This window comes from Achromobacter sp., assembly GCF_057314935.1.
Map to the genome: position 1 here is coordinate 2,135 of NZ_DBHKZA010000098.1, position 17,233 is coordinate 19,367.

13 protein-coding genes are annotated in these 17,233 nt (G+C 66.8%); 9 read left to right on the plus strand and 4 right to left on the minus strand.

What is annotated here, in order from left to right; genetic code table 11:
* The 4 genes from ACO6D5_RS26055 to ACO6D5_RS26070 form a co-directional block, all read left to right on the plus strand.
* Window positions 1-1,704 (plus strand): acyl-CoA dehydrogenase family protein (locus ACO6D5_RS26055; RefSeq protein WP_485826993.1); only part of this gene is annotated, 1,704 nt, incomplete at its 5' end.
* Window positions 1,705-1,750: 46 nt separating this feature from the next.
* Window positions 1,751-2,734: a tripartite tricarboxylate transporter substrate-binding protein gene (locus ACO6D5_RS26060; protein ID WP_315845062.1), complete on the plus strand. Its 984-nt coding sequence runs from the start codon at window positions 1,751-1,753 to the stop codon at window positions 2,732-2,734.
* A 12-nt stretch (window positions 2,735-2,746) separates the two neighbouring features.
* Window positions 2,747-3,874, plus strand: coding sequence for a CaiB/BaiF CoA transferase family protein (locus ACO6D5_RS26065; protein WP_485826994.1), 1,128 nt, complete (start codon window positions 2,747-2,749; stop codon window positions 3,872-3,874).
* A gap of 222 nt (window positions 3,875-4,096) precedes the next feature.
* The gene (locus ACO6D5_RS26070; RefSeq protein WP_485826995.1) at window positions 4,097-5,488 is read left to right on the plus strand and encodes an APC family permease; all 1,392 of its coding nucleotides are present in this window, start codon (window positions 4,097-4,099) and stop codon (window positions 5,486-5,488) included.
* A gap of 33 nt (window positions 5,489-5,521) precedes the next feature.
* Here ACO6D5_RS26070 and ggt read toward each other — a convergent pair whose 3' ends face one another.
* Window positions 5,522-7,279, minus strand: a complete 1,758-nt coding sequence (gene ggt / locus ACO6D5_RS26075; protein ID WP_485826996.1) for a gamma-glutamyltransferase — start codon at window positions 7,277-7,279, stop codon at window positions 5,522-5,524.
* A 155-nt stretch (window positions 7,280-7,434) separates the two neighbouring features.
* Here ggt and ACO6D5_RS26080 point away from each other — a divergent pair, with 155 nt between their 5' ends.
* Entirely contained in the window at window positions 7,435-8,340 is a 906-nt protein-coding gene (locus tag ACO6D5_RS26080; protein ID WP_315845058.1) for a LysR family transcriptional regulator, read from the plus strand.
* Between the two features lie 90 nt (window positions 8,341-8,430).
* Here ACO6D5_RS26080 and ACO6D5_RS26085 read toward each other — a convergent pair whose 3' ends face one another.
* Complete coding sequence (locus ACO6D5_RS26085; protein ID WP_315845057.1) at window positions 8,431-9,423, minus strand: tripartite tricarboxylate transporter substrate-binding protein; 993 nt, start codon at window positions 9,421-9,423, stop codon at window positions 8,431-8,433.
* A gap of 365 nt (window positions 9,424-9,788) precedes the next feature.
* Window positions 9,789-11,186, minus strand: coding sequence for a class II fumarate hydratase (gene fumC / locus ACO6D5_RS26090; protein WP_315845056.1), 1,398 nt, complete (start codon window positions 11,184-11,186; stop codon window positions 9,789-9,791).
* A 162-nt stretch (window positions 11,187-11,348) separates the two neighbouring features.
* On the opposite strand from fumC, the gene tsaE reads away from it, so the two are divergent.
* Together tsaE and ACO6D5_RS26100 are read left to right on the plus strand one after the other, a co-directional pair.
* Window positions 11,349-11,888, plus strand: coding sequence for a tRNA (adenosine(37)-N6)-threonylcarbamoyltransferase complex ATPase subunit type 1 TsaE (tsaE, locus tag ACO6D5_RS26095; RefSeq protein WP_006226373.1), 540 nt, complete (start codon window positions 11,349-11,351; stop codon window positions 11,886-11,888).
* A complete protein-coding gene (locus tag ACO6D5_RS26100) occupies window positions 11,816-13,198 on the plus strand; it encodes an N-acetylmuramoyl-L-alanine amidase (RefSeq protein ID WP_315845055.1) in 1,383 nt (460 codons plus the stop codon). The genes tsaE and ACO6D5_RS26100 overlap by 73 nt, the downstream gene beginning before the upstream one ends.
* A 257-nt stretch (window positions 13,199-13,455) precedes the next feature.
* Here ACO6D5_RS26100 and ACO6D5_RS26105 read toward each other — a convergent pair whose 3' ends face one another.
* A complete protein-coding gene (locus tag ACO6D5_RS26105) occupies window positions 13,456-14,091 on the minus strand; it encodes a VTT domain-containing protein (protein ID WP_315845054.1) in 636 nt (211 codons plus the stop codon).
* Between the two features lie 102 nt (window positions 14,092-14,193).
* Here ACO6D5_RS26105 and mutL point away from each other — a divergent pair, with 102 nt between their 5' ends.
* Window positions 14,194-16,164 carry a DNA mismatch repair endonuclease MutL gene (mutL, locus tag ACO6D5_RS26110; RefSeq protein WP_485826997.1) on the plus strand — a complete coding sequence of 657 codons (1,971 nt, stop codon included), beginning with the start codon at window positions 14,194-14,196 and terminating at the stop codon, window positions 16,162-16,164.
* A 2-nt stretch (window positions 16,165-16,166) separates the two neighbouring features.
* Window positions 16,167-17,132 (plus strand): tRNA (adenosine(37)-N6)-dimethylallyltransferase MiaA, encoded by a 966-nt coding sequence (gene miaA / locus ACO6D5_RS26115; protein WP_485826998.1) that lies wholly within the window; start codon window positions 16,167-16,169, stop codon window positions 17,130-17,132.
* Window positions 17,133-17,233: the final 101 nt, after the last annotated feature.

The following is a 17,233-nucleotide window of genomic DNA, read 5'->3' on the forward strand; positions in this document are numbered from 1 at the left end:
GCCCCGACCGCTGCCCCCACCGCCGCCGCCCCCGTCGCCACGCCCGTTCCGGACTCCCGCGGCGTCAACCTCTTCAATGCGGACCCCTATGCGGCCGCGCTCAGCCAGCGCTATCTGCCGCCCGCGCTGCATGCCCACCTGCTGCCCCACCTGGAACGGCTGGGCGGCCTGGCCGGCGGCGTCATGGACGAGCTGGCGGCCACGGCGGACAAGCATCCCCCCACCCTGTCCGTGCGCAGCCGCGCTGGCGCCGACGAATCCCGCGTCGACAAGCATCCGGCCTATGTCGAGCTCGAGCGCCTGGCCTACAGCGAATTCGGCCTGGCGGCGCTATCGCACCGCGGCGGCGTCCTGGGCTGGCCCGAACCCATGCCGGCCGCCGCCAAGTACGCGCTGAGCCACCTGTTCGTGCAGGCGGAATTCGGCCTGTGCTGCCCGGTCAGCATGACGGATTCGCTGGCGCGCACGCTGCGCAAGTTCGGTGACCCCGCGCTGGTCGAGCGCGTGCTGCCACAGGTCACCTCCCAGGATTTCGACACCTTGCGCCAAGGCGCCATGTTCATGACCGAACAGGGCGCGGGCTCGGACGTCAGCGCCACCGAAGTCACGGCCGAGGCCCAGGACGACGGCACGTGGCGCATCCACGGCGACAAATGGTTCTGCTCGAACCCCGACGCCGGCTTTGCGATGGTGCTGGCCCGCAGCGAGTCGCAGCCCGGTCTGAAGGGCGTGTCGCTCTTCCTGCTGCCGCGCGACCTGGCCGACGGCAGCCACAACCACTACCGCATCCTGCGCCTGAAAGACAAGCTGGGCACGCGGTCCATGGCCAGCGGTGAAATCCGGCTGGAGGGCGCGGTCGCCTGGCTGGTGGGCGAACGCGGCCGCGGCTTCAAGCACATGGCCGACATGATCAACAACTCGCGCCTGTCCAACGGCATGCGTGCGGCCGGCCTGATGCGCCGCGCGGTCACTGAAGCCGTGTACGTGTCGCAGAATCGCCGCGCCTTCGGCAAACGTCTGATCGACATGCCGCTGATGCAGCGCCAACTGGTCAAGATGACGGTGTGGGCCGAGCAGGCGCGCAGCGTCATGTTCCAGACGGCCCGTGCGCTGGCCGACGCGGACCACGGCACGGCCGATCCCGCGCTGGCCCGCATCCTGACGCCCCTGATCAAATTCCGCGCCTGCCGCGATGCCCGCAAGGTGACGGGCGACGCGATGGAGGTGCGTGGCGGCTGCGGCTACATCGAAGAATGGACCGAACCGCGCCTGGTGCGCGACGCCCATCTGGGCTCCATCTGGGAAGGCACCAGCAACATCGTCGCGCTGGACGTGCTGCGCGCCATCAAGAAAGAAAACTCGCTGCCTGCGCTGCGCGACCACATCGACCGCCTGCTGGCCGACGGCGCGCCCTGCCCGCCTGCCCTGGCCGAGGCGCAGGCGCACGCCCTGGAACAGACGTTCACGTTGGCCGAGCATGCTGCCCAGGGCGACCATGCCGAACTGGCCCGCCAGGCCGCATCGCTGCTGTATCACGCGGTATCGATGGCCGCCCTGCGCTGGGAAGCGACCAGCGCCGGCCTGGAAAGCCGCGCGCAATTGGCCGACCAGGTGCTGCTGCACCGCCTGGCGCCCCGCGATCCCTACGCCATTCCCCCCAACGAAAGCGCCGCCTGCCAGGCCATCCTGCACTACGCGCTGTAAACCGACGCCGGCGGCACAGCCGGCGCGCCCCCCAGGAGACACCACCATGAAACGCCTTCTTGCCCCCCTGATGCTGGCGGCCGCCACCGCCGTGGCCCCGTCCGCGACCGCCTTGGCGGCGGACGCCTTTCCCACCGCGCGCCCCATCACGCTGATCGTGCCCTTCCCGCCGGGCGGCCCCACGGACGCCATGGCGCGCCGTCTGGCCGAGAAACTGCGCGAACCTCTCAAACAGAACGTCATCGTCGAAAACCGCAGCGGCGCGGGCGGCAACATCGGATCGGAATACGTGGCCTCGGCCAAGCCCGACGGCTACACCCTGCTGTTCGGCACGTCCGGCCCGCTGGCCATCAATGTCAGCCTCTACAAGAAGCAGGGCTACAACCCCGAAACCAGCTTCGCGCCCATCATCCGCCTGGGCCATCTGCCCAACATCCTGGTCGTGAACCCGTCAGTGCCAGCCGACAACGCGCAAGCGCTCATCGCCTACGCCAAGAAGAATCCGGACAAGCTCAGCTACGCCTCGTCCGGCAATGGCGCCTCGTCGCATCTGGCCGGCATCCTGTTCAACAAGATGGCCGGCACGCAGATCATGCACATCCCCTACAAGGGCACGGGACCGGCGCTTAACGATCTGCTGGGCGGCCAGGTGTCGATGTCGTTCACCGATATCCTGACTGCACTGCCCTATATCAAGGCCGGCAAGCTGCGCGCCATCGGCCTGGCCAGCGCCCAGCGCTCGGAGGCCCTGCCCGACCTGCCCACCTTGTCCGAACAGGGGCTCAAGGGATACGACGTCAGCGTCTTCTTCGGCATCGTCGCCCCCAAGGACACGCCGGCCGACGTGGTGAACACGCTGAACCAGGCGTTCAAGACCGCGCTGTCGGACCCGGCCATCAAGCAGACCCTGCATTCGCAGGGCATCGTCGAAGCGCAGGACCAGACCCCGCAAGGCCTGGCGGCGTTCATCACCACCGAAGTCCCCAAGTGGCGCGAGCTCATCACCAGCGCCAACGTTTCCATCGACTGAAGCTGACTCCCCATGGCTCCCACCCTACCGAATGCCGGCGCGCTTGCCGGTTGCAAGGTGATCGACCTGTCCCGCGTGCTGGGCGGTCCCTATTGCACGCAGATCCTGGCCGACCACGGCGCCGACGTCCTGAAGATCGAACCGCCCGGCGGCGATGAAACCCGGGGCTGGGGCCCGCCCTTCCTGGGCGACACCGCGTCCTACTTCATCGGCGTGAACCGCAACAAGGAAGGCATGACCCTGGATCTGTCGCAGGCGGCCGGCCAGGAGTTGCTGCGCCACCTGCTGGCCGACGCCGACGTGCTGGTCGAGAACTTCAAGCCCGGCACGCTGGAAAAGTGGGGCTTGGGCTTCGATACCCTGAGCCAGGCGTTTCCCAAGCTGATCCATTGCCGCGTCAGCGGCTTCGGATCGGATGGCCCGCTGGGCGGGCTGCCGGGCTACGACGCGTGCGCGCAAGCCATGTGCGGCCTGATGAGCGTGAACGGCGAAGCCGACGGCGATGCCACCCGCGTCGGACTGCCGGTGGTGGACATGGTGACCGGCCTGAACGCGGCCGTCGCCATCCTGCTTGCCCTGAATGAACGGACGCGCAGCGGCCTGGGGCAGTTCCTGGACATCACGCTGTACGACTGCGCGCTGTCGCTGCTGCATCCGCATGCGGCCAATTACTTCTACAGCGGCAAGGTGCCCCGCCGCAGCGGCAACGCGCATCCGAACATCGCACCGTACGAGACGCTGCCCACCGCCAGCGGACCGATCTTCCTGGCAGTCGGCAACAACCGGCAATTCGCATTGCTGGCGCAGGTGCTGGAAGCGCCGGGCCTGGCGACGGACCCGCGCTACGCCGCCAACGCCGACCGCCTGCAGCACCGCCAGGCCTTGCGCGACGAGCTGTCCGCCTTGCTGGCAGGGCAGGACGCGGCCGCGTTGGCCGACCGCCTGCTGCGCGCAGGCGTACCCGCTGCCGCCGTGCAGACGGTGGACCAGGCCCTGGCGCATCCGCACACGCGGCACCGCGGCATGGTGCTGGAACAGGGCGACTATCAAGGCGTGGGTTCGCCGATCAAACTGTCGCGCACGCCAGCCACGCTGCGCAAGCTGCCGCCCGCCCTCGAGCCCGCGGCATCGAAAGAATAACCAACGCGCATTCAACCCGCCCGGCCCATCAGGCCGGGCTTTTTTTCGTCTTGATGGGCCTGTCCCCAACACTTTGATTGGGCTTTCACAGCATTCCAACAACTAAGACATTTCGTTGCACCCTTGTTGCATCGAAAGGCCACCGGCCGCCGTAGACTTTTCGGGTCGCCTCGCGTTGCCGGGCAGCACCTCCCCCAAATTCGAAGAAAGAGGAGAAGGACCATGGCCACGAATGAAACGAAAGACCACGCCCCGCTCAAGCGGGTGATGGGCCCAAAACTATTATTGCTATTCATCGTCGGCGACATCCTGGGCACAGGCGTCTATGCGCTGACCGGACAGGTGGCCGCCGAAGTCGGCGGCGCGGCCTGGCTGCCGTTCCTGGTAGCGTTCGCGGTGGCGTTGCTGACCGCGCTGTCCTATCTGGAACTCGTCACCAAGTATCCCAAGGCCGCGGGTGCGGCGCTCTATGTGCACAAGGCGTTCGGCGTGCACTTCCTGACCTTTATTGTCTGCTTCACCGTCATGTGTTCGGGGCTGACGTCCGCGGCTACCGCGTCGCAGGCCTTTGCCGCCAATCTCTTCGCCGCCTTCGGCATCAAGGCGGACAAGACCTGGATCACGTTCGGCGCGCTGGGCTTCATGCTGCTGGTAATGCTGGTGAACCTGCGCGGCGCTGCCGAAAGCGTCAAGGCCAACGTGGTGCTGACCTTGATCGAACTGTCGGGCCTGTTGATGGTGATCCTGCTGGGCTTCTATGCCATCGCCGGCGGGCAAGCAGACTTCTCTCGCGTGATCGCGTTCGACACGCCCGAGGACAAAAGCGTATTCCTGGCGGTGACCTCCGCCACCGCGCTCGCCTTCTTCGCGATGGTGGGCTTCGAGGACTCGGTCAACATGGCCGAAGAGACCCACAACCCCAGCCGCATCTTCCCCAAGGTGATGTTGACGGGCCTGGGCATCACCGCCGTGATCTATGTGCTGGTGTCCATTTGCGCGGTGGCGCTGGTACCGGTGGGCGAACTGGCCAAGAGTTCGACGCCGCTGGTGCTGGTGGTCAAGCGCGCCGCTCCCGGCCTGCCGGTGGAATACATCATGCCCGTCATCTCGATGTTCGCAGTGGCGAACTCGGCGCTGATCAACATGATGATGGCCAGCCGCCTGCTTTACGGCATGTCGCGCCAGGGCGTGCTGCCGGCCTTCCTGGCGCACGTGCACCGCAAGAACCAGACGCCGTGGACGGCCATCCTGTTCACCACGGTGCTGGCGCTGGGGCTGATCATCCTGGTGGCGCTGGCGGATTCCGAAGCCATCCGCGCGCTGGGCGGCACCACCGCTTTGCTGCTGCTGGGCGTGTTCGCCTTCGTCAATGTGGCCGTGCTGGTCCTGCGCCGCGATAAGGTCAAGCATGAACACTTCAGCATCAACCGCATCATTCCCTGGCTGGGCGCGGCGGCGTGCCTGTTCCTGGTCACGCCGCTGACCGGGCGCGACGTCATCCAATACCAGGTGGCGGGCTGGTTGCTGCTGCTGGGCGTCGTGATGTGGGGCGTGACCTATCTGGCGCACCGCAAGGAAGCGCGCATGGAACTGGACCCGTCCACGCTGGAGTAGGTGTCGCCGCCGCAAGCAGGACGGGCGCCGGGGTCAGCCCCCGGCGGCCAGCCCTTCCCGCCGCGGGTCCGCGCCGCCTTGCAGGCCGTTGCCGTCGATGACGATGCCGTGGATGCCGCTGGGGAATTCGGTGACGCGCACCGGGTGTCCCATGCCCTCAAGCGCGGGCGCCAGCGCTTCCAGCGCGGTGCCCTTTTCCAGTTCGGTTTCCTTGTTGCGGCTGCCCATGTTCGGCAGGGAAATCGCGGCCTGGATATCCAGTCCCCAATCCAGCACGCCCACGATCGTCTTGGCCACGTAATTGATGATGGCGCTGCCGCCGGGCGAGCCCACCAGCATGACGGGCTTGCCGTCGCGCAGGACGATGATCGGCGCCATGGCGCTGCGCGGGCGCTTGCCCGGCTCGATGCGGTTGGCTATCAGGCGCCCCTCCGGGTCCTTGAACGACGACGAGAAATCCGTCATCTCGTTGTTCAGCAGGAAGCCGCGCACGAAGATCTTGCTGCCGAACTCGCTTTCGATCGTGGTCGTCATGGACAGCGCATTGCCTTGCGCATCGACCGCCACCAGATGGCTGGTGGACGGCAGCTCCAACGCGTTGTCCCGGCCGAGCGTCAGCAGCTTTCCTTCCGGGTCGCCCGGCAGCGCCACCTTCATGCTGCGGTCGGGCTGGATCAACGCGCCGCGCGCGCGCAGATAGGCCGGATCCAACATGGCGCGCACCGGCACAGGGACGAAATCCGGATCCGCCACGTAGAAGTCGCGGTCGGCGAATGCCAGGCGCCCGGCTTCGGAAAAATAATGCACGGCCTCGACCGAGCCCGGCGCGAAGCTGGCCATTGGGAACTGTTCCAGCTCGCCCAGCATCTGCAGCACCGCGATGGGCCCGCTGCTGGGCGGGGCCATGCCGCACAGTTGGTAGCCGCGATAGGCGCCGCATACCGGGTCGCGCGTCTTGGCGCGGTAGTCGGCCAGGTCCGCCAGGCTCAGGTCGCCGGGCGTGGCATGGCCGTGCACCGCGGCCACGATGTCGCGCGCAATGTCGCCCTGGTAGAACGCGTCCGCGCCCTGCTGGGCGACGGCGCGCAGTGTGGCGGCGAATTCAGGGTTCTTCAGCACATGCCCCACCGGCCACGGCGTGCCGTCCGGCGCGTAGAAATACGCCGCGGCAGCGGCCTGCTTGGGCAAGGCCTTGTTGCCGGCCAATAGCGCAGAGAGGCGCGGCGACACGGTAAAGCCTTGCTCGGCCAGCCGGATCGCGGGCTGGAACAGGTCGGCCCAAGGCAGCACCCCCGCTTCCTTGTGCGCCAGCTCCAGGCCGCGCAGCAATCCGGGCACGCCCACGGACATGCCGTTGTTGACGGCTTGCGCGAAAGGCAGCGGCTTGCCGTGGGCGTCCAGGAAGCGGTCCGGGCGTGCGGCCGCGGGCGCGGTCTCGCGGCTGTCCACCGTCTGGATGCGCCCGTCCTTGGCCGAATACAGCACCATGAACGCGCCGCCGCCGATACCGGAAGATTGCGGTTCCACCAGATTCAGCACCAGTTGGGTCGCGATGGCGGCATCCACCACGCTGCCGCCCCGGCGCAGCATCTCTTCGCCCGCCTGTGTCGCCAGCGGATTGGCCGAGACCATCATGTAATGCGGTGCGCGCACGAGCTCGCGCGCCTGCGTGCCGCTGGCGGCTTCTGGGTTGCGGTCTTCGGCCGCCTGCGGCGTGCGCGCCCACACGGCGGGCGTAGCCGCCATGGCGGCGGCAAGCAGGAAGGCGGCGGCGTGGCGGCAGGCGCGCATGATCTGGCTCCGGGATAGCGCCGGCGTGCCGGCAGGCGTCCATCATAGTCAAGCCATCCGCCGCTGTCGCGCCGCTGCGGGCAGCCCGTCGAAAATGGCTGCCCCACGCCTTCCGACATAGAATCCGGGTTCCGGTCCTTCTTCCCCAACGTGCCATGCGCCTGCGCCATATCGAGATTTTCGAAGCGATCCGCCGTACCGGATCCCTGACCGAGGCCGCCGCCACGCTGCATATCTCGCAACCCGCCGCCAGCAAGCTGCTGGCGCACGCCGAGGCCCAACTGGGCTTCAAGCTGTTCGAACGCGTGAAGGGCCGCCTGGTCGCCACGCACGAGGCCGACATCCTCACGCCCGAGGTCGCGCGGCTGTCTCAAGACTTGAACAGCGTGCGCCGGCTGGCGGCGAACCTGCGCGACCGGCCCAACGGCCACTTGCGGCTAGGATGCGCGCCCGCGCTGGGCCTGGGACTGTTGCCCGGCGTGGTGCGCGACAGCCGCGACGCGCAGCCCGGCATCACGTTCGATATCCACACGCATCACAGCGCCGAACTCGTCCAGGGCCTGCTGACCCGCGAGCTGGATCTTGCCGTGACCTTCGACACCAACGACTATCCCGGCCTGACGCGCATGGGTCTGGGCCATACCGAACTGGTGCACCTGAGCCGCACGGCCGGCTCGGGCCCGATACGGCTGCCGCAGTTGGCGGCACCGTCGGGCGGCACGCTCATCGTGCTGGACGCCAGCGACGCCTCGGGCGCCTTGCTGCAGATGGCGCTGGACGCGCAAGGCCTGGACCCGCAAGTCGCCATCCAGGTGCAAACGCATTACGTGGCCTGCGCGCTGGTCGACGCGGGTTGCGGTGACGCCATCGTCGACGCCATCACGGCGCAGGCGATGCTGCGGCCCGGCATGCACCTGCGCCGGCTGGACCCCGCGCTACGCGTGCCGATCAGCATCATGGTGCGCAACCAGGACCCCTTGTCGTCCCTGCATCGCGACCTGATCGAACGCCTGCGCACCGCGTGCGCCGAACGCATCGCCGCGCTGGACGCGCCCGCCTGAATCGCGGGCCCTACGAAAAAAAACGGGCGCCCGAAGGCGCCCGCTTTGCCGTGCAAGCTGGGGCAGGCCCAAGGCCGCCCCCGCGCAGCATCAGTCCAGCTTGATGTTCTGCTTCTTCACGACGTCTTGAGCCCAGTCGAACTGCTCTTTGATTTCCTTCGCGAACTCTTCCGGCGTGTTGCCCGACGGCGCCGAGCCCTGGTCGTCCAGCGCCTTGATGACCTTCGGGTCCTTCAGGGCCACGACAGCGGCGTCACGCAGCTTGTTCACGACGTCCATCGGGGTGCCCTTGGGCGCCAGCAGGCCGTACCAGACGGGCTGGTTCAACACGGGGAAACCGGCTTGCTTGAACGTCGGCACGCCCTTGACTGCGGCGATTTCCTCGGGCCATGCGATGGCCATGGCGTGCAACTTGCCCGCCTGGATCTGCGGCATCGACGACGGCAGGTTGTCGAACAGGATTTCGATCTGGCCGCCGACGGCGTCCGCCACGGCCGGGCCCGAACCCTTGTACGGCACGTGCACGATGTCGGTGCCCGTGGCCATCTTGAACGACTCGCCCATCAAGTGCAGCACGCCGCAAGTGCCCGAGCTGCCGTAGGAGTACTTGCCCGGGTTCTTCTTCAGCTCTTCGACGAAGCCCTTGAAGTCCTTGGCCGGGAACTTCGGATTCACGGCGACCACGTTGGCCGTGTTGGCAAAGTTGGTGACGGGCTGGAAGTCCTTGATCGGATCGTACGGCAGGTCCTTCGGACGGCAAGCCGGGTTCACCGCCATCGTCGACACGGTGGCGATGGACAGCGTGTAGCCGTCGGCATCCGCGCGCGCGGCTTCCGCAGCGCCAATGGCGCCGCCGGCGCCGCCCTTGTTTTCCACAACCATCGGCTGGCCGAGTTCCTGGCTCATGCGCTGCGTCACCAGACGCGCGATGATGTCGGTGGAACCGCCGGGCGCGAACGGAACGATCACGCGGATGGGCTTGCTGGGGTACTTGTCGGCGGCGTGTGCGACGGAGGCGCCAAGCGTGCCGGCAGCGCCAGTAGCCAAAGCGATAGCCACGGCCAGGGAGCGAACTTTATTCATAGGTGTGTTTCCTCCAAGATTGCGAGCCCGTATGTAAACGGCCCGTTTTGTGATGTGCCCGCCTGTAGGCGGACCAGCAGTTAACGGTGGGGGCGCTTTGCGTGTGTGCTGCGTGTTTCGCGCTGCTTTTATGGATTGCTTGTGGCACACGCGCCCGCCAGAATGACGGAGAATAGCAGCAAATGCTTACACACGCATAGCGTGCGGATCCTCAGCCGGCGCCCCTCAAAAGGGCGCTTGCGCCCAAAGCTAAATCTTCTGGTTTTCCCTTATTTCATGCGGGTTACGCGGGCTTGGCGGGCCCGCGCCGCCCGATGAAAAATGGCCGCCCGAAAGGCGGCCATTCGCACGGTTGACGATACCGATCAGGACGTCTTGTGCGCGTTCGTCATGGAGCCCGGCACGACCCATTCGGCGAACTGCGCCTCGGTCACATAACCCAGCGCCAGCGCGGATTCCTTCAGCGACAGCCCTTCCTTGTGCGCCTTCTTGGCGATCTGCGCGGCCTTGTCATAGCCGATGTGCGGATTGAGCGCCGTCACCAGCATCAGCGAACGGTCCACCAGTTCGGCGATGCGCTCGTGGTTGGGCTCGATGCCCGCGGCGCAGTGCTCGTTGAAGCTGGCCATGCCGTCGGTCAGCAAGCGCACGGATTGCAGGAAATTGTGGATGACCAGCGGCTTGAACACGTTCAGTTCGAAGTTGCCGCTGGCGCCGCCGATGTTGATGGCCACGTCATTGCCCAGCACCTGCGCGGCCAGCATCGTGATGGCTTCGCACTGCGTCGGGTTGACCTTGCCCGGCATGATCGAGCTGCCCGGTTCGTTTTCGGGGATGCTGATTTCGCCCAGGCCGGAACGCGGGCCGCTGGACAGCCAGCGCACGTCGTTGGCGATCTTCATCAGGCCGGCGGCCAGCGCCTTCAAGGCCCCGTGCGCGAAGAGCAGCGCTTCGTGCGAAGCCAGCGCCTGGAACTTGTTCGGCGCCGACACAAAGGCCGTGCCGGTGGCGTGCGCCAGGTCCGCGGACACTTTGGCGCTGAATTGCGGATGCGCGTTCAGGCCGGTGCCGACGGCGGTGCCGCCGATGGCCAACTGGTGCAGGCCGGGCAGCGTAGCGCGGATCTGCTGTTCGGCCAGGTCCAGCTGCGCGACGTAGCCCGAGAGTTCCTGGCCCAGCGTCAGCGGCGTCGCATCCTGCAGGTGGGTGCGGCCGATCTTCACGATGTCGTAGAACTCGGCGCTTTTCTCGGCGAAGGTCGCGCGCAGCTTCTTCAGCGACGGCAACAGGTGGTGCTCGACCTCGACGGCGGCGGCCACGTGCATGGCGGTCGGGAAGGTGTCGTTGGACGATTGGCCGCGGTTGACGTGGTCGTTCGGGTGCACCTTGCGCTCTTCGCCGCGCACGCCGCCCAGCAGCTCGGAGGCGCGGTTGGCCAGCACCTCGTTCATGTTCATGTTGCTTTGCGTGCCCGACCCCGTCTGCCAGACGGACAGCGGGAACTCGTTGGGCCATTTGCCGTCGATGACTTCGTCGGCCGCGCGGATGATGCCGTCGGCGATCTTCGGATCCAGCTCACCCAGCTCGGCGTTGACCTTGGCCGCCGCGCGCTTCAAGCGCGCCATGGCGTTGACCAGGGGAACAGGCATCTTCTCGGTGGAAATCGCGAAAAAATGCAGCGAACGTTGCGTTTGGGCGCCCCAGAGGTGATCCTCGGGGACTTCGATGGGCCCAAACGTGTCTTTTTCGATGCGGGTCTTCATGGCGCGTACAACTCCGTGGCGACGTAAGTCGCGGCCGGCGGCACCCGCCAAGCGCGACATTATTGAGAATAGCAATCACTTATTAGGTTAGCAGAAACCCGCATTCCTATAATTGCTGGAATCCGTGTTCCCTCCACCGTTTTTTACCACTCGCCCAGCGCCATGTCCGCCCCTCTTTGCAGCCTGACCTTGCACTTGCCCGACGAAGCCGCCACGGAATCGTTGGCGCGGCAGCTTGCCCCCTTGGTTTCCGGAGGCAAAACCGGCCCGGCAGGCGCTTGTATCCACCTTCAGGGCGACCTGGGAGCAGGAAAAACGGCCTTCACCAGGGCATTGTTGCGGGAATGCGGCATCACTGGCCGAATCAAAAGTCCAAGCTACGCGCTGCTTGAATCCTATAAAGTTTCTAACTTATACTTCTATCATCTTGATTTTTATAGATTTAGTGATTCGCGCGAATGGTTGGACGCAGGATTCCGGGATTTACTGCGTGACGATGCGGTCGTTTTGATCGAATGGCCGGAGCGGGCCGAGGGTCTTTTGCCCCCGCCCGACCTGCTGATTTCCCTGGCTTATGCCGGCGAGGGACGTGACGCCACCCTGACCGCGAACACCGCTCGAGGACAAACATGGTTGAACGCGATTGTCCCCCCGCCCAAGACGGCGCCCTTCCCTCGGCAGGCGCCACCCGGCGCCGCCTGATCAGCGTCGCGGCCACGCTGCTCGTCCTGCCGGTCCTGCCGCGCTTGGCGCAGGCCGCGACGATCCTGGCCGTCCGTACCTGGCCGGCAGACGAATACACCCGGGTCACCCTCGAACTCGACAGCGAGCTCAAGGCCGAACAGTTCACGCTTGAAAACCCCCACCGCCTGGTGGTGGACATCGAAGGGCTGACCATCAGCGCCGCCCTGAACGACCTGGTCTCGAAGGTCCGGCCGGACGACCCCTACATCCAGAGCCTGCGCGTGGCGCAGAACCGCCCGAACGTCGTGCGGCTGGTGTTCGACTTGAAGCAGCCCGTGGCGCCCCAGGTGTTCACGCTTAAGCCCGTGGCCGATTACCAGTACCGGCTGGTGCTGGACCTGTACCCGAAGATCGCCCAGGACCCCCTGGTGGCGATCCTGAACAAAAGCGGCGCCGACGCGGACGATCCGCTGGCGCGCATCCTGGAAGACATCCAGCGCAATCCGGCAACCCGCGCCGATCCGCCCGAACCGCCCCGCGTGAAGGGCCAGCAGCCGGCCCCGCCGCTGCCCACGGCGCCCAAGCCACCGCCCGCCACCGCCGGCCGCGGCAAGCAGCGCATGTTGACCATCGCGCTGGATCCGGGCCACGGCGGCGAAGACCCGGGCGCCATCGGCAGCAGCGGCTTGCGCGAAAAAGACGTGGTGCTGCGCATCGCCCGGCGCCTGAAGGCGCTGATCGACAGCCAGCCCTTCATGCGCGCCTACCTGACGCGCGACGACGATTACTTCGTGCCGCTGCATGTGCGCGTGCAGAAGGCCCGCCGCGTGCACGCGGACCTGTTCATCTCGATCCACGCGGACGCCTGGGTCAAGCCGTCTGCCAATGGCTCGTCGGTGTTCGCGTTGTCTCAGCGCGGCGCCACCAGCGCCCAGGCGCGCTGGATGGCCGACAAGGAAAACGCGGCCGACCTGATCGGCGGCGTCAACCTGGGCAGCCACGACCGCCAGGTGGCCAAAGTACTGCTGGACCTGTCCACCACCGCGCAGATCAATGATTCGCTCAAGGTCGGCAACGCCTTCCTGGACGAGATCAAGAAGATCAACCGCCTGCACAAGAACAGCGTCGAGCAGGCCGGCTTTGCCGTGCTGAAGGCCCCGGACATCCCGTCCGTGCTGGTCGAGACCGCGTTCATCAGCAACCCACAGGAAGAGGCCCTGCTGCGCAGCAACGCGCACCAGGACAAGCTGGCCCAAGCCATGATGACCGGCATCCAGCGCTACTTCACCGCCAACCCGCCGCTGGCGCGGCTGGGCGACGTCAGCTGATTGGGCTGGCGTAAAAAGGGCGATGCGTCGTAGGGCGCATCGCTTTTTTTTTGTTTGAAAAGCCGTCGCACTGTCTGGTGCGCGGGATGGTTGAAGCGCGAGAAAAGTCCGGCAAGAATTCAGGCCTGGAGCGCGCGCAACCCATCAGGCAGCACCGCTATCCTTATCCGATTCAGCCACAGCACAACCGTTGCTTGATGGGTTGCGCGCGCTGGGCAGCCATGTTCTTGCTGAAGGACTCTCGCGCTTCACCCAACCTACGCGCGGCGCGACTTGATCAGTTTGAACACACCCGCGCCGACGACAGGCACGATCGCCGCCGCCAGGCCCAGCAGCACGATGGTGTTCAGGTGTTCGCGCACCAGCGGGATGTTGCCGAAGAAATAGCCCGCGGCGACCAGGCTGACGACCCAGAGCAGAGCGCCCAGGACGTTGAACAGCTGGAAACGCGACATCGACATGTCCGCCACGCCCGCCACGAAAGGCGCGAACGTGCGCACGACAGGAATGAAGCGCGACATGACGATCGTCTTGCCGCCATGCTTTTCGTAGAACGCGTGCGTGCGCATCAGCGCGCCGCGGTCCAGGAAGCGCAGGTTCATCGAGAACACGCGTGGCCCGATATAGCGGCCGATCATGTAGTTCAGCGTATTGCCGGAGATCGCGGCGACGATCAGCAGCACCCCCATCATGACGGGGTCGATATGCCCCGTGGCGCCAAACGCGCCGGCGATGAACAGCAGGGAATCGCCAGGCAGGAATGGCAGGACGACCAGCCCTGTTTCCGCAAAGACAATCAAGAACAGCACCAGGTACACCCACACGCCGTATTGCGCGACCCAGACGCCTAGCGTCTTGTCGATGTGGAGCACCATATTGAAAAATTCAAGCATTCAGCAGCCCGGAAGTCGGTAGAGGGTTAATCCCCAGCGACTATAGCCCACCCGGGCATGGCGCTAAAATCATCCACATAGCCCCACCAGACCTTTAGCCTAATGACCGAACGCCGTTCCATTCTTGCGCTTCCCGACCTGCTCATCAGCCAGATCGCCGCTGGCGAAGTGATCGAGCGCCCCGCCTCCGTGCTCAAGGAAATCCTTGAGAACGCGATCGACGCGGGCGGCCGCGCCATCGAAGTGCGCCTGGAAGGCGGCGGCATCCGTCGGATTGCCGTCACGGACGACGGTGGCGGCATCCCCCCCGAGGAATTGCCGCTGGCCCTGGCACGCCACGCCACCAGCAAGATCCGGTCGTTGAACGAACTGGAATCCGTGGCGTCGATGGGGTTCCGCGGGGAAGCGCTGGCATCGATCGCCTCGGTCGCCCAGGTCACCATCATCTCCCGCACCCGCGACGGCGAGCATGCCTGGCAGATCGACGCCGGCAGCATGCAGGTCAGCCCCGCCTCGGGGCCGCCGGGCACCACCGTGGACGTGCGCCAGTTGTTCGACGCCGTTCCGGCGCGGCGCAAGTTCCTGCGCTCGGAAGCCACCGAATTCGGCCATTGCGTCGACGCGATGGAGCGCATCGCGCTGGCGCACCCGCAGATCGCGTTCCGCCTGTTCCACCACGACCGCGCGCAACGCCAATGGCTGCCGGCTGAACCGCCGCAGCGCATCCGCGACGTGCTGGGCGCCGAATTCGCCGAGCACGGGTTGCTGCTGTCGCATTCTGTCGGCACCGTCAGCCTGGCCGGCATGATCACCCGGCCGACGGCCGCGCGCGCCCGCGCCGACCGCCAGTACCTGTATGTGAACGGCCGCTACGTGCGCGACCGTACCGTCAGCCATGCGCTGCGCGCCGCCTATGCGGACGTGCTGCATGGCGACCGCCAGCCGGCCTACGTGCTGTTCCTGGACATCGACCCCGCCGCCGTGGACGTGAACGTGCACCCGGCGAAACACGAGGTCCGCTTCCGCGACAGCGGCGCCGTGCACCGGTTCGTGTCGCACGCCGTCGGCCAGACCCTGGCGCAGACGGGCGGCTCGTCGGCCGTTACGCCCGCCGCGCAAAGCGAGGCGGAAGACGGCGGTTTCGAAACCGTGGCGCAGGGTTCCACGCCCACGCCTTCCCCCACGCCGCAAAGCCCCCCCGCCGGCAGCCCCGCGCCATCGGCGGACACGCCCCGGCCGGGTTATTCCGGTGGCAATTCCGGCGGCTACGCCGGCAGCGGCTCTGGCAGCGGCGCCACCTACGGCCTGCGCCCGTCGCCAGCCCCGCAACGCGCCCATACCCAGGTGCCGTTCCGCCTGCACGCCGAACCCGCCGGCATTCCAGCCGCGGACTGGCAGTCGCTGTACCGCCCGCTGTCCGACGGCACGGCCGCGACGGTCACGCCCGTGCAGGAACCCACCCCCGCCCCCCGCCTGCCTGCCGACGAAGAGCATCCGCTGGGCATGGCGCTGGCGCAATTGCACGGCATCTACATCCTGGCCCAGAACCGCCGCGGCATGGTGCTGGTGGACATGCACGCCGCCCATGAGCGCGTCGTCTACGAACAGCTGAAGCAGGCGCTGGACGCCCGCAGCCTGCCGCGCCAGGACCTGCTGGTACCGGTGGTGTTCCACGCCCAGGAAAAGGACGTGGCCACAGTCGAGGAATTCGAAGAACAATTGGCCGACCTGGGCTTCGAGATGCGCCCGTCCGGCCCCACGTCGATCGCCGTGCGCTCCGTGCCGGCCATCCTGGCCCGCGGCGACATCGAGACGCTGGCCCGCGCGGTGCTGCGCGACCTGGGCGCCGTGGGCGTCTCGCGCCTGTTGACCGAACAGCGCAACGAACTGCTGTCCACCATGGCCTGCCACGGCTCGGTGCGCGCCAACCGCAAGCTGACCATCGAAGAGATGAACGGCCTGCTGCGCCAGATGGAAACGACCGAACGCGCCGACCAGTGCAACCACGGACGCCCGACCTGGGTGCAGTGGTCGGTGTCGGACCTGGACAAGCTCTTTCTGCGCGGGCAATAGGTTTGTCGTCGACTCCCTCCCCCGACACGCTGCCGGTCATTTGCCTGGCCGGCCCCACCGCTGCCGGCAAGAGCGCATCCACGCTGGCGCTGGCCGAACGCTGGCCGATGGAGATCGTCAACGTCGACTCGGCCACGATCTACCGCGGCATGGATATCGGCACGGCCAAACCCTCGCTGGAAGAACAGGCCCGCGTGCCGCAGCATCTGCTGGACATCCTGGACCCGGCGCAGTCCTATTCGGCGGCCGAGTTCCGCGCCGACGCGCTGCGCCTGATCGACGACATCCGCGCGCGCGGCCGCATTCCGCTGCTGGCCGGCGGCACGATGATGTACTACAAGGCGCTGCGCGACGGGCTGGACGACCTGCCGCAGGCCGACCCGGCCTTGCGCGCCGAGCTGGAAGCCCGCGCTGCCGCGCACGGCTGGCCCGCGCTGCATGCCGAACTTGCGCGGCTGGACCCCGTCACGGCGGCGCGCCTGGCGCCGAACGACAGCCAGCGCATCCAGCGAGCGCTGGAGATCTGCCAACTGACCGGCCAGCCCATGTCCGCCCTGCTGCAGCGCGGCCAGCGCAAACCGGATGACAACGCCAACCAGTACCTGACCATCAGCCTTGAGCCCTCCGACCGCAGTGCGCTGCATGCCCGGATCGCGCAGCGCTTTGATGCCATGCTGGCCAACGGGTTGTTGGACGAAGTACGCGGCCTACGCACGCGGCCCGATCTGCATCCCGGCCTGCCGTCCGTGCGTTGCGTGGGGTATCGCCAGATGTGGGCGCACCTGGACGGCGAGATCGACCTGGACACCGCGCGCGAGCAAGGCATTGCCGCCACGCGCCAATTGGCCAAGCGCCAGATCACGTGGCTGCGGGCCCAGCCCGAACGCGTCATCGTCGACTGCCTGGCGGCGGATGCCGTGCCCCAGACCATTGACGCCGTGGCAATGGCCCTGGCCGGCAAACCCTAGCCGCCTGCGGTCCCCAAAAAGCCGAGGCCCGAAAAAAAACCCGCCGAAGGTGAACTGACCCCCAGAAGTTGGACGGTCAGAAGCTAAAGCCCGAAGGCCTG

Bases quoted from the DNA above. Each gene is read 5' to 3' on its own strand.
- ACO6D5_RS26060 (WP_315845062.1), top strand. From the start codon at position 1,751: ATGAAACGCCTTCTTGCCCCCCTGATGCTGGCGGCCGCCACCGCCGTG.
- ACO6D5_RS26065 (WP_485826994.1), top strand. From the start codon at position 2,747: ATGGCTCCCACCCTACCGAATGCCGGCGCGCTTGCCGGTTGCAAGGTG.
- ACO6D5_RS26070 (WP_485826995.1), top strand. From the start codon at position 4,097: ATGGCCACGAATGAAACGAAAGACCACGCCCCGCTCAAGCGGGTGATG.
- ggt (WP_485826996.1), bottom strand. From the start codon at position 7,279: ATGCGCGCCTGCCGCCACGCCGCCGCCTTCCTGCTTGCCGCCGCCATG.
- ACO6D5_RS26080 (WP_315845058.1), top strand. From the start codon at position 7,435: ATGCGCCTGCGCCATATCGAGATTTTCGAAGCGATCCGCCGTACCGGA.
- ACO6D5_RS26085 (WP_315845057.1), bottom strand. From the start codon at position 9,423: ATGAATAAAGTTCGCTCCCTGGCCGTGGCTATCGCTTTGGCTACTGGC.
- fumC (WP_315845056.1), bottom strand. From the start codon at position 11,186: ATGAAGACCCGCATCGAAAAAGACACGTTTGGGCCCATCGAAGTCCCC.
- tsaE (WP_006226373.1), top strand. From the start codon at position 11,349: ATGTCCGCCCCTCTTTGCAGCCTGACCTTGCACTTGCCCGACGAAGCC.
- ACO6D5_RS26100 (WP_315845055.1), top strand. From the start codon at position 11,816: ATGGTTGAACGCGATTGTCCCCCCGCCCAAGACGGCGCCCTTCCCTCG.
- ACO6D5_RS26105 (WP_315845054.1), bottom strand. From the start codon at position 14,091: ATGCTTGAATTTTTCAATATGGTGCTCCACATCGACAAGACGCTAGGC.
- mutL (WP_485826997.1), top strand. From the start codon at position 14,194: ATGACCGAACGCCGTTCCATTCTTGCGCTTCCCGACCTGCTCATCAGC.